This window comes from Stieleria sedimenti (assembly GCF_025060895.1).
Lineage (GTDB): Bacteria > Planctomycetota > Planctomycetia > Pirellulales > Pirellulaceae > Stieleria > Stieleria sedimenti.
This window is the reverse complement of sequence record NZ_JANZKV010000099.1, coordinates 32,721-45,463: the sequence shown is the minus strand read 5'-3', so window position 1 is coordinate 45,463 and position 12,743 is coordinate 32,721. Positions and strand designations below refer to the sequence as shown.

General features: G+C 59.5%; 6 protein-coding genes. 2 read left to right on the top strand and 4 right to left on the bottom strand.

Going from position 1 to position 12,743, the window contains the following annotated elements; all coding sequences use genetic code 11:
- Window positions 1–131: 131 nt before the first annotated feature.
- Entirely contained in the window at window positions 132–3,113 is a 2,982-nt protein-coding gene (locus tag NZK35_RS14110) for an exo-alpha-sialidase (protein WP_259633175.1), read from the top strand.
- 48 nt (window positions 3,114–3,161) lie between these two features.
- Here NZK35_RS14110 and NZK35_RS14105 read toward each other — a convergent pair whose 3' ends face one another.
- The 3 genes from NZK35_RS14105 to NZK35_RS14095 form a co-directional block, all read right to left on the bottom strand.
- Window positions 3,162–5,006: a sulfatase-like hydrolase/transferase gene (locus NZK35_RS14105; protein ID WP_259633174.1), complete on the bottom strand. Its 1,845-nt coding sequence runs from the start codon at window positions 5,004–5,006 to the stop codon at window positions 3,162–3,164.
- Window positions 5,007–5,346: 340 nt separating this feature from the next.
- Window positions 5,347–6,615: a PQQ-binding-like beta-propeller repeat protein gene (locus tag NZK35_RS14100; protein ID WP_259633173.1), complete on the bottom strand. Its 1,269-nt coding sequence runs from the start codon at window positions 6,613–6,615 to the stop codon at window positions 5,347–5,349.
- Window positions 6,616–6,742: 127 nt separating this feature from the next.
- Window positions 6,743–7,363 (bottom strand): RNA polymerase sigma factor, encoded by a 621-nt coding sequence (locus NZK35_RS14095; protein WP_259633172.1) that lies wholly within the window; start codon window positions 7,361–7,363, stop codon window positions 6,743–6,745.
- Window positions 7,364–7,826: 463 nt separating this feature from the next.
- On the opposite strand from NZK35_RS14095, the gene NZK35_RS14090 reads away from it, so the two are divergent.
- Window positions 7,827–11,573: a family 16 glycoside hydrolase gene (locus NZK35_RS14090; RefSeq protein WP_259633171.1), complete on the top strand. Its 3,747-nt coding sequence runs from the start codon at window positions 7,827–7,829 to the stop codon at window positions 11,571–11,573.
- A gap of 257 nt (window positions 11,574–11,830) precedes the next feature.
- Here the strand turns inward: NZK35_RS14090 and NZK35_RS14085 are convergent, their stop codons facing one another.
- Window positions 11,831–12,442, bottom strand: coding sequence for a peptidylprolyl isomerase (locus NZK35_RS14085; RefSeq protein ID WP_259633170.1), 612 nt, complete (start codon window positions 12,440–12,442; stop codon window positions 11,831–11,833).
- Window positions 12,443–12,743: the final 301 nt, after the last annotated feature.

The following is a 12,743-nucleotide window of genomic DNA, read 5'->3' as shown; positions in this document are numbered from 1 at the left end:
TCTGCCCCGTATCATTCTGCCTTCCCTCCGATCCCTCCCTTCGATCCTTCCCATCGTCTTGCCCCCATCGTTTTGCCCACCTCCCATCCACCCGCCTTCCATCGTTCTGCCACTCTCCCCACGACAAAACCATGAATCGCCACACCCACCCTCTATTGCTACTTGGACTCGTCCTGGTCACCGGTTCCCTTCACGCCGCCGACCCGGATTGGAAGCTTCAACCGCTCGAGTACAACCACCCCGGATTGGAAGTCGATCTCGGCGTCGGGCTTTGGGCTTGGCCGATGCCGATGGATTACGACGGCGACGGCGACATCGACTTGCTGGTTGCCTGTCCGGACAAGCCCTCCGGAGGCGTCTACTACTTTGAGAACCCGACCCAGGATCCGACCATCAAGATGCCGGTATTCAAACCCGGCGTTCGGCTCGGTAAAGCCGGCCACAACTTGCAGGTCAGTTACGTCGATGGGCAGCCGAGGATTTTGCAACCGGGAAGCGAATTTCCGCGGGACGCATCGACCGCCGCGTTTGATTTTGACAAGCCTGAGAAGATCTACCCCAAGTCCAACGTTCATGCCAATCGCGTGCGTGGCAACATGTGGCGTTACGTCGATTTCGATGGCGACGGCGATCAAGACATCGCCGTCGGCACCGGAGACTGGACGGACTACGGTTGGGACCACGCCTATGACGCGGCCGGGCGATGGCGAAACGGTCCGCTGCATGGAAACGTCTACATCATCGATAACGAAGGGTCGGACGAGCAACCGAGTTATTCTTCGACACCCCAACGTCTCACCGCGGCCGGCGGCGACATCGATGTTTACGGTTGGCCTTCGCCGAACTTCGCGGACTTTGATGGCGACGGAGACTTGGACCTGTTGTGCGGCGAGTTCTTGGACGGGTTCACGTACTTCGAAAACATCGGGTCACGCACCGGGCCGGTTTACGCCGCCGGCGTCAAGCTCAATAACAATCTGGGCGAGCCATTGGTGATGCATTTGCAGATGATCACCCCCACCGCTATCGACTGGGACGGCGACGGCGACATGGACTTGATCGTCGGTGACGAAGACGGTCGCGTGGCATTGATCGAGAACACCGGCAAGTTGCAAGAGCGTCAACCGGTCTTTTTGGCGCCTCGTTACTTCCGACAGGAAGCCGACACGTTGAAATTCGGTGCGCTCGCCACGCCCTATGTCTATGATTGGGACGGCGACGGCGACGAAGACATTTTGTGTGGGAATACCGCCGGCAACATCGCGTACTTTGAAAACCTGGGCGCCGGCAGCAACGGATTGCCGAAGTGGTCGGCACCCTCGCTGGTGGAAGTGCAATCGGCCGATGGACGAACCAGTGCGCCGTTTCGCGTGATGGCCGGCCCCAGTGGTTCGATTCAGGGACCTTGTGAAGCGAAATGGGGATACACGACGCTTTCGGTCGCCGACGTGGACGACGATGGTGATCCCGACATCGTTTACAACTCCATCCTTTCCCGCCTTCAGTGGTTGCGAAACGACGGCGGCGTGATGGTCGAAGCAGAGACCGCGGGAACGCCCACGGAGGCTCCGCCGGCGTGGTACTGGTGGCAAACCAAGAGCCAGTCGGCGCTCACCCAGTGGCGGACCACACCGTTGGTCGTCGATTTTGATGCCGACGATAAACTGGACTTGGTGATGCTGGATCAAGAAGGCTATTTGACGCTCCGATCCGATGCCGGCGAAGCGCAACGCGTGTTTGTCGATGAACAGTTGCAACCGATTCGATTGAACGAGAAATCGTGCGGCGGATCGGGTCGCTACAAGCTTGCCGTGGTCGATTGGGACGGCGACAAGCGGCTGGATGTGTTGGTCAATTCCGAGAACGCGATCTGGTATCGAAATTGTGACACTGTCGACGGCAAGGTCGTCTTGAAGCGGATCGGCAATCTGGCCCGCCGCAACGTCGCCGGACACACCTCCAGCCCGTCGGCTTGCGACTTAGATCAGGACGGCAAGCCCGATTTGATGGTCGGCGCGGAAAACGGACGGATCTACTACATCGCCCATGACGACTGCATTGAGTATTCCGACGAGCAGATCGACGCAGACATCGTCAATGAAGCGGAGACGCCACGCATGCCCGGTTTGGTGAGCGAAGAGTTCATCTATAATAAATTGCCGACGAAACAATGCCACGCCTCGACGATCTGTCGGACGACCCGTGGTTTGGTCGCGGCCTGGTTTGGCGGAACGAAAGAGAAGCACAAGGATGTCGGGATCTGGACCAGCTATCACGATGGAAGCCGTTGGTCGTCGCCGTCGCAAGTGGCGACCGGCGTTCAGCATGATGGCTTGCGTCATCCGTGCTGGAATCCGGTGCTGTTTCAACCACCCGGCGATGCTCCGACGCTGTTGTTTTTCAAAGTCGGCCCCGACCCGCAGAGTTGGTGGGGCGAGATGATGGTCAGCTATGACCGCGGGCGAACATTTCGCGATCGCGTCCGATTGCCCGAAGGCATCGACGGTCCGGTGCGGTGTAAACCGATCTTGACCGATGACGGGCGTCTGTTGTGTGGATCGTCGACCGAATACGACGGTTGGCGAGTCCATTTCGAGAAAGTGGATCTTCTCGGTGGTCAGCCCGCAGGGACGTGGAATCGAATCGGCCCGATCAACGACGCGTCCAAATTCAACGCGATTCAACCGACCCTGCTGCAACATGCCGACGGCACGCTTCAAGCCTTGTGCCGAAGCAAAGAAGGGGTGATCGTCAGCGCTCGGTCGAGCGACGGCGGAACCACTTGGTCGGCGCTAAAAGCCATCGATCTGCCCAATCCCAATTCGGGCATCGAAGTCGTCTCGTTAGCCGACGGCCGTCACTTGCTGATCTACAACCATCTGGGCAGTGGGAGCACCGGTTGGGGACGACGCGGGATGTTGAACTTGGCGATTTCCGAAGACGGGGATCACTGGACCCGTGTCGGGACCCTGGAACAGGAAAAGAACGCCGAATTCAGTTACCCGGCGATCATCCAGACCGACGACGGCATGGTCCACGCGACCTACACTTGGAAGCGACAAAAGGTCAAACACGTCGTGATCGATCCGAGTAAGTTGGTCGAGGAGAAGTGATACCCAGACGGGAATCGTGCGTAGGGCATGCTGTGCATGCCAACGGGCTCACTCCACCGGCTCCAACGTGATCCGGTTCAGTCGCATCAATTCGTCGCCCGGGCACTCGGCGACTTCGGCGACCAGTTCAACGCGGCCTTGTTGCAGATGCAGCACGCCGGCCGCGTGGCTTTCGAATTGGTCCGCGGTGGCGCTGGCCAGGACGACGTGGCGGAGGATGTCATCACCGCTGCGTAAGATCAATTCGCCACCGGCGTCGAGGGGACGGCACCCGTAGGTCAGGCGAACGCGGTAGGGGCCGGCGTGCCCGACGTCCAATTTCCAACTCGCTTGTTCACCGGGTTCCTTCCAGCCCTGGATCGTGTCCCAGTCGTAACCGTCGAACACGTACTGGATCTGCTCGCCGGTCCAGGTCGCCCAACTCGGTTCGATGTCGACGCTGACGTCACCGACAGGGACGGGAACCGGCGTATAAGATTGGCCCGCGGTGACGTCATTGAACCAGCGGACGAATTCGGTTCGCAACCGATCCACCTGGTCGGGATGCTGTTGGGCGACGTTCTTTGTTTCGCCCGGATCGGCCTGCAGATCGAACAATCGCCAGTTTGATCTCGACGGCGTCGTCGAGCTACCGACTTGGCACAATAGTTTCCATCGGTCGTCGCTGATGGACCAGCGTTTTTCGGCGTTGGGTTGGTAGCGATCCCAGGTGTGGTAGACGTACTGATGATGATGTGTCTTGTCGTTTCCGCGGGTCAACAAATCGACCAGACTGACCCCGTCGATCGTTCGGTCTTGTGGGACGTCGATACCGGCCAAGTCACAAAACGTCGGCAGCCAGTCGACGTGTGAGGTTTGAGCCTGAACGGTTTGGCCCGGTTGGATTCGTTTCGGCCAGCGAACAAAACAGGGTGCCCGGACGCCGCCTTCGTAAACCCCCGCCTTGTTCCCGTTCATCCCGCCTTTCCAAAACTTGCTGACGCCGCCGTTGTCGCTGGTGAACACGACCAGCGTGTTTTCCGCGGCGCCGAACCGTTCGATCGCTTCAAGCAACCGTCCGATGTTTTGGTCGACTCGGTCGATCAATCCATAGATCCGAGCTTCGCGGATCGGAAGCCCGCGATCGAGGTATTTCTTCAGCGTCTGGTCGCCTTCGGGTTGTGCATAGTGCGACGTGTCCAACAAGAACGGCGAATGCGGTGCGTTGAACATCAACGCACAATAAAACGGTCCGTCCTGTGATTCGACGGAGTGTTGGATGAAGTCGATGGAGGCATCGGTGAAGACATCGCTGACGTAACCGCGTGCTTCGACCGGTCGTCCGTTGTGATAGACCTGGTTCGGAAATTGGTAGCGTTCGATGTGCCCGTGGTAGTGTCCAAAGAACTCGTCAAAGCCGCGCTCTTGCGGTTGATAGCCGGGGTATTTTCCCAGGTGCCATTTACCGAATAGCCCGGTTCGATAGCCCGCTTGCTTGAGCAGTTGGGCGACGGTGATTTCGCCCAAGCCCATCGAGTCGCCGCCGAAGCGTGTGTTGTACAAACCGGTTCGCAGGTAGTACCGTCCGGTCATCAATCCGGCTCGCGTGGGGGCGCAAACCGGCGCCGCATAGTAGCGATCCAACTGGATGCCCTGGTCGGCGATCGCGTTCATGTTCGGCGTGTCGATGTGCGGATTTCCGGTCGCCCCGGTGTCCCAGTACCCTTGATCGTCGGTCATCACGAATACGATGTTGGGCCGTGGCGGCGACTGGGCTTTCACCGCGGGCATGTCGAGGGTTGGCGTCAACAGGCCTGCCGCCGCAAGTCCGACGAGTGTCGCGATTGGATAGAACCATCGACGTGGGAGTGGTCGTCGGCAACGGGCCTGTGCCGAGGCGAGAAATTGAATCATCTTGAATCCCATTTTGCACCGGTATCGGCCGCCGGTGCGCAGTGAAAGGGTCGAAACTCGCTCCGGTCGCTGGCACCTCCGCGTCCAAGCGGCTTCGGTTCGAGCTGGCGGTTGGTCCAACCTCTGGACTGAAGGGGCCCGCGATCGATAGGACCAATAGGACAGATGGGACCCATACGTCCAATGGGTCCCATTGCACGATCGTTGCCCCGGCGGGAAAGCATCAAGCAACATCGCGGGCGCTCCGGTTTCATCGACCGGAGCGGCAACGTTCAGGTGGCCATCTCCAGCAGATCAACCGAACCGCGTGAATGACCGGCACTGTTGTCGCAGTCGGCGACTACTTCTTGACATTGTAGCAGTAGATCTGGTCGCCTTCGCGGAGATAGAGTTTGCCGCCGACGACGACGGGGTGTGCCCAACTGGGACGCTCTCCGCTGCCGGGGATTTTGAAGCTGCCTTGCTCTTCGTATTCGTCCGGTGATGCGGGGACGAGCGCGACGGTGCCGTCACTGAAGCGGATGAAAAGCTTGCCGTCGGCGGCGGTCATGCTGGCCGATTTCTTTCCGGACCCACGCGATTTCCATTGCGTCTCGCCGGTCATCAATTCGGCACAGAACGGGACGCCCTGGTCTTCCGAGTCGCCGTACAGGTAGTCGCCGACGAGCACGATCCCGCCGTGTTTGTTTCCCAGTTTGGGATTCGGAGGATAGATCTCGTCTACGCTCACGCCGTCCCCGTCGGGGACTTGGCGGAGCAGGCCGCCGCCGGTGCCATAGCCGGCGGAAAAGGACACCAGGTCGTCTTTGACGATCGGCGTGGGGATCACGGCGGTGGTGCGTTTGATCTCGTAGGACCACAACAGCTTTCCGTCATCGGCGCGAACGCCCATGGGGCCGCTGCCGGTCGTTTGGACATACACGTTCGTGTCGCCGATCTTTGACAGGACGACCGATGCATGTCCGGCACCACGGTCCTCTTTGCGGACGCAGGTCCACAGGATTTCACCGGTGATCTTATCGAGAGCGGCCATCGTGCATTCCGGACCGCCGGGGGTGCAGATTAATTTCGCTCCGTCGATCAAAACGGATTCGCTGTAGCCCCAGCCGTCAGCCTTTTTGCCGCCGAGATCGTCTTTCAGATGGCGTCTCCATCGTTCGTGTCCCGTCGTGCTGAAGCAGATCAATTCACCGTACGCGGTGAGGACATAGACGCGATCGCCATCGACGGTCGGCGTGCTGCGAGAGCTTTGCCAGGATTCTTGTCCGCTGGTCCACGGGGCGCCTGTCGCACTGTGCCACAGGGGTTGGCCGGTTTTTTGATCAAAGCAGATCAGGTATTCGTCTTCGTCATCGGCGATGGAAAGTCCGTCACCGAGTGTGAACAGCTTGCCTCCCGAGATCGCGACGCTGGCGTAGCCACGTCCGGCACCTTCGGCCGTCCAAATCAATTCGGGGCCGTCGCTGGGCCAGTGGTCCAACAGACCGGTGTCACTGGAAACCCCGGATCGGTCGGCCCCACGAAAAGTCGGCCAGCTGTCTTCACCCTGGGAAGCAGACGGAAGCGACAGGCCGGCGAGGATCGCAGTGCAAATCAGAGGACGCATCATGTTCATGGTGTTCTTTTCAGAAAAAGGGATCTGAACGGATTGCCCCCTGCATTGACCGCATACCGTCTGGTCCGTCACATCAGGTTGACATCACCGCGGATCGGGCAGGGACATCTGGCGGATCGATTCACGACCGTTTGATCGCGAATGACGTTTGGTGGCAGGGGGCGCAAGCTCTCAGCATATCGTCAATGTCTTCGCCATGTTCCTGCTGCAGCGATTTTTTCAACCCGGATCGGGCGCGCTGAACCAGGGATTTGAGGGCCATCTCTGACAGCATCAATTCCTTCGCCGCGGCCAGATAACTGTAGCCATGAAAATGGACCAGGCGGAGGGCCTGTTGCTGCCGCTGTCCCAGTCGAGTCATGGCGCGTTGCACCGCCAGTCGGCATTCGCTGCGGACCAGATTGTGGGCCGGATCCGAGTTGACCGATATCTCAAATGGGGTCTGAAACTCGATCTTGGCGTCGGACACTCCTTGGATGGAGACTTCACGACGCCTGGCCAGTTGCCGATTGGTGTTGGAGACGACGTTGCGGGTGATCGTGTACAGCCAGCTGGAAAACTTGGCCGTCGCTTGGTAGGTGTGCCGCGATTTGTAAACCCGCAGAAATACCTGTTGGGTCAGGTCCTCCGGGTCGACCACGCTGGGGGCCTGGAAATGCCGGATGAAACGCAGCACCGTCGCACGATTGCGTCGCACCAACCGGTCAAAAACATCGCTCTCGCCGTTTTTAATCCTTAACATCAATTGGGCATCGATATCATCCGGATGGTGAAAGTGGCTGGGGGCGATCATAGCATCGGTCGACGAGGTAGGCGAAAACACGAGAGTTGCTAAATCGTCTAAACGGCATCGAGTCCGTCACTTACACTCACGCCCAGGAAAATAGTGCGGCAAATCGGCAAAGCGGCCGAACTGGGCCGCTTCTCCAACGGCAAGGACGGTCGGCGATGCCGACATTGCGTCCGATCGCGAAAGTATTACGGTGCTGGCATCCCCCCAATGTCACGGGTTTTTTCGTGCCGTTTTCGGGATTTACCCTCCTGGAAATCGTCGGCATCAGCCGGTTCGCGCCGGCGTCCGGGCGATTGATTTGGTGTTCGCCGCCACCCTTTCTGAAACGAACCAGCTAAGATCTATGGCGACGGATATCGTCGAGGACGAACACCGGCCACTGCTTTTTTCCGAATAGCGGAAACGAAATTCGATGCGACGACTGCGATTATTACTGTTAGGACTTCTTGCTTGCACCGCGACGATCGGATGGTGCGAGGGGCCGAAGTACCAGGTCCTTTTCAATGGCGAGGATCTTTCCCAGTGGAAGGGATTGGCTGCCTTTTGGTCGGCTCGTGATGGGGCGATTGTCGGGGAATCAACGAAAAAAAACCCGGTTCCCACCAATACCTTCCTGATTTGGCAGGGCGGCGAGGTCAGCGATTTTGAGTTTCGCTGCCTGGTGCGTTTCGAAGGAAATAATTCCGGCGTCCAATATCGCAGTGCGCTGGTAGACGAAAAACAGTTGGCGCTGCGTGGCTACCAGGCCGACCTGCATCCCAAGCCCGAATACATGGGCATGATGTATGGCGAAAAAACGGGGCGTGGGATCATCGCCACCGGAGGTCAGCGGGTGACGGTCTCGTCGGACGGCAAGTCCGACGTGACCGCGGCCTTGACGCCGCTTCGTGGGATCGTGACCGAGCAGTGGAATGAACTGGTCATCGTCGCCGTGGGCAACCGGATGATTCATCAAGTCAATGGCGTCACCACCGTCGATGTCACGGACAATCACCCGGATGCCCAGCGGTCCGGATTGTTGGGGCTGCAACTTCATCAAGGTCCGGCGATGAAGGCGGAGTTCCGCAATCTGTTGCTGCGTCCGCTCAAGGGTTCCGAGGCACAACAGGTCTTGCAGGCTGCGATTGATTCGACATCATCCGCCGGCGCAGCGACCGAGCGTGGTGCGGACGAAGCGGCCGCCAAACCGAACGCCGAAACCTGGCTCAAGCAATCACCCATGCCCCAATGGATCTGGGCCGACAAGCCGGCGGGGAATCAAAAGGTCTGGTTTCGAAAATCGTTTCAAGTCGCATCGGCGGTAAAAAACGCCCGCTTGTACGCCACATGCGACAACCGCATGACCGTCTTTCTCAACGGAAAGCAGGTCGCCAAGAGCGACGCTTGGGAGTCGCCGATTGATCAGGATGTTGCCAAGCAGCTTCAGCCCGGACGCAACGTGATCGCGATCGCCGGCCAGAACGAAGGCGGTGTGGCGGCGTTGGTCGCCAAGTTGTCGCTGGACGATTCCGACGGCAAATCCACCTCCATCGTGACCGACCAGACGTGGAAGCGTTCCGAAACGCAAGCCGGCGATTGGAATGCCGTTGGATTCGACGATTCGACTTGGGCGGGTGTCAAAACCATCGCCGCGATCGGTGCGGGGCCTTGGGGGATTCCGACGTCCGAGGGTGCGGATGCCGGCGGCCGGGCGACCCTTCGTCCCCAACAGATCTATGCGCCGGCGGGGTTTGTCGTCGAACAGGTTTATGAGGTGCCGAAGGAACAAGGCAGTTGGGTGTCGCTGGCGACCGATCCCCAAGGTCGTTTGTATGCCTGTGACCAAGCCGGCGCCGGGCTGTACCGGGTGACGCTGCGACCGGGAGAGTCACCATCGGTCGAAAAGGTTTCCGAGGGGCCGTTGGCCGGTGTCTCTGGGGCGCAGGGCTTGCACTGGGCGTTCGAAAGTCTGTGGTTCCATCGCAACGGTGGGAACCTGATGCGGCTGAGTGATTCCGACGGTGACGACGTCTTGGACGTGGCGGAAACCTATCCGGGAACCACCGGCGGCGGCGAGCATGGCAATCATGCCGTGTTACCGATGCCCGACGGAAAGGGACTTTATTTGGACGGAGGCAACGCGGCACCCTTGGCCAGTCACAGTCGCAGTCGCGTGCCGACCTGGTACGAAGGCCATCTGTTGCCGCGAATGTGGGATGCCAACGGCCACGCCCGCGGTCGCTTGGCGCCCGGCGGCTGGGTCACGGAATTAGACGTCGCGTCGAAGCAACAAGTCGTTCGCACGATCGGATTTCGAAATCAGTATGACATCGCACTGAACCGTCACGGTGATCTGTTCGCTTATGACGCCGACATGGAGTGGGATCTCGGTTTGCCGTGGTATCGGCCGACGCGAATTTGTTTGGCGGCCAGCGGCGCGGATTACGGTTGGCGAAGCGGGTCGGGAAAGTGGCCGACCTACTACGAAGATTCACTGCCGCCGGTGGTTGAAATCGGACCGGGATCACCGACCGGCATGGTCTCGGGATTGGAAGCCGATTTTCCGACACGCTATCGCGACGCCCTGTTCGCGTGTGATTGGACCTTCGGCACGATGTATGCGATTCACTTCAAGCCCGACGGAGCCGGATACCGTGGCGAGGCCGAGCCGTTTCTTTACGGTTCACCGCTGCCGTTGACCGACGCCGTGATCGGTCATGACGGCGCGCTCTACTTCGCCGTCGGCGGACGGGGCACGCAATCGGGACTGTATCGCGTCCGCTATGTCGGTGACGCGTCTCGGGCAGAACCGACCGCGACCGATCCCGCAGCGGAGGCCGCGCGGCAACAGCGTCGATCGCTGGAAACGTATCATGGCATCGTGTCACCCGATGCGATCCAGGCCGCTTGGCCGTTGCTTTCCAGCGACGATCGTTTCCTTCGTCATGCCGCCCGAATCGCGGTCGAAAGTCAGCCCCTGGAAACTTGGGCCGAGCGCGCGGTCCTCGAATCGGATCCCCAAGCACACATCACGGCGACGGTCGCGCTGGCACGGATGGGCAACGACCACCATCGCGCCGGTGCCCTGGCCGGCTTGCTGCAGTTGCCGCTCGACTCGCTCAACACGCCGCAAATGCTGGGCATGCTCCGTGCCTATGCGTTGGTCTTTGAGCGGCTCGGCAAACCGACCGACCTGGAATCCCAACAAGTCATCGCCAAGCTCGATCCGCTGTTGCCCAGCGACGACGACGACGTGAACACCGAACTGATTCGTGTGTTGACTTATCTGCGAAGTGAGTCGGTGATCGCCAAGACGATGGCGTTGATCGAAAACCGCGGGCCGACGGAGCCTCCGCAGTGGTCCGAGCTTGCCAGTCGTAACAAGGGCTACGGGCGGGCGATCGACAACATGATCCAGTCGATGCCGCCGTCGCGTGAGATCTTGTACGCGTTCATGTTACGGAATTTGAGAAAGGGTTGGACCCTCGACCAGCGACGCAGCTACTTTGCGTTTCTCAATCAAGCCGCCAAGGCATCCGGCGGAGCGAGCTATGCCGGCTACCTGACTCGCATCCGCGATGAAGCTCTGGCTAATTGTTCGTCCGAGCAACGCGTGGCGCTACAGGAAATCACCGGCGAAGACTTTAACCCGCAGCCCGATTTTCCGATCATCGAGCCCCAAGGTCCTGGCCAGAAGTGGACCGTCGATGCGGCGTTGGCCGCCAACCGTGGCCCCAAAAACTTTGAGCGGGGACGGTCGTTGTTCTTCAGCGCCAAGTGTGCCGCGTGTCATCGCTTGGCAGGACTGGGTGGTGCGATCGGGCCAGATTTGACCAGCATCCCCAACAAATTCGACGAACGTTATTTGGTCGAAGCCATTGTCCATCCCAGCAAAGACATCTCGGACCAATATGGATCCTCCCGCGTGCTGACCGACGACGGCCAAGTGCTGATCGGGTTGGTGGTCGAGAAAGAAGACGGAGACTTGACCGTCTATCCGATCGACGAAAACGCGAAAGCGGTGGACATCGACGCCGACAGTGTGGAGCTGATCGAAGCTTCCAAGGTCTCTCAGATGCCGGAGAATTTGTTGGACCGGCTGTCGGCCGGGGAAGTTCGCGACTTGCTGACTTACTTGATGACCGCCGGCAATCCCAACGACAAACGCTGGGGGCGGTGAGTAACTTTGGAACAATAAGTGACGGGAATTGAGTGTGGGATAGGCTTCCAGCCTGTCGTTTTCAGCATGACAGGCTGGAAGCCTATCCCCACATATTTCGCTTGTCCCCAGGCTCCGCCTCCAGATCGCGCCGGCGAAGCCGGCCGGGGTGGCAAGCAGGATGCTTACCCCACTTTGCCTTGTCCCCAGGTGAAGCCTGTGAACGAGTCACGACGCCCTACCGGGGCAACGCGTGACATCGATCGATCGGGCGACGGTTACTCCGCCTTCAGTTCACCGCTGTCGGCGATGACGATCGGCAGTCGGGTCGCGCCGCTTCGCGATCCGAGCGACTCGATTCGCTTGACGACATCCATCCCTTCAATCACGCGGCCGAAGATGACGTGCTTGCCGTCCAACCACGGCGTCTTGACGGTGGTGATGAAGAATTGCGAGCCGTTGGTGTTCGGGCCGGCGTTGGCCATGCTCAGCAATCCGACTTCGTCGTGCGGGAAGGCGAATTTCTCGTCGGCAAACTTTTCACCGTAAATGCTCTCACCACCGGTTCCGTTTCCCGCCGTGAAGTCACCGCCTTGCAACATGAACTCGGTGATCACGCGGTGAAACTTGCTGCCTTTATAATGCAAGGGTTTGCCCATCTTTCCGACACCTTTTTCGCCGGTGCAGAGGGCGCGGAAGTTTTCGGCGGTTTTCGGGACGTCTTCGCCGAACAGGCCCATCACGATCCGGCCGGCGGGCTCGCCGTTGATCTCAATGTCGAAATAGACTTTGTGGGTGACTTCTGCTTCGGAGGCGGATTTAGCGGATGCTTCGTTGGTCATGGTCAGGAAGGTGGCTGCGAGAGCCAATGCGGTTAGGGTTCGTAGCATGGGGAGTTCCGATGGCGGGGAGTCTACAGGCAAGACGGGGAACGAACTAGCGGATCGGCCGACAGGGCCGCTCCTTTGAGTCCACATTATCGTCATGCCGCCAGGTTTGGCCAGAGGCGAAACGGTGCCCCCCAAGTGTCCCTCCGGCCGGGAAATATCGGCCCATCCTGCGAGTGGCCTGTCGGAGCAGAAAAGGACGCAGGCACGAATGGCACGGGCATTAGTAAAACGAGATTCAGCAACCGTTGGTGTNNGCCTGCACACCAACGCTTATGCCGTGCCAATCGGGTCAGGTGCCAAA

What these genes read in the sequence shown, in the direction of transcription:
- NZK35_RS14110 (WP_259633175.1), top strand. Translation starts at nt 132, where the DNA reads ATGAATCGCCACACCCACCCTCTATTGCTACTTGGACTCGTCCTGGTC.
- NZK35_RS14105 (WP_259633174.1), bottom strand. Translation starts at nt 5,006, where the DNA reads ATGATTCAATTTCTCGCCTCGGCACAGGCCCGTTGCCGACGACCACTC.
- NZK35_RS14100 (WP_259633173.1), bottom strand. Translation starts at nt 6,615, where the DNA reads ATGATGCGTCCTCTGATTTGCACTGCGATCCTCGCCGGCCTGTCGCTT.
- NZK35_RS14095 (WP_259633172.1), bottom strand. Translation starts at nt 7,363, where the DNA reads ATGTTAAGGATTAAAAACGGCGAGAGCGATGTTTTTGACCGGTTGGTG.
- NZK35_RS14090 (WP_259633171.1), top strand. Translation starts at nt 7,827, where the DNA reads ATGCGACGACTGCGATTATTACTGTTAGGACTTCTTGCTTGCACCGCG.
- NZK35_RS14085 (WP_259633170.1), bottom strand. Translation starts at nt 12,442, where the DNA reads ATGCTACGAACCCTAACCGCATTGGCTCTCGCAGCCACCTTCCTGACC.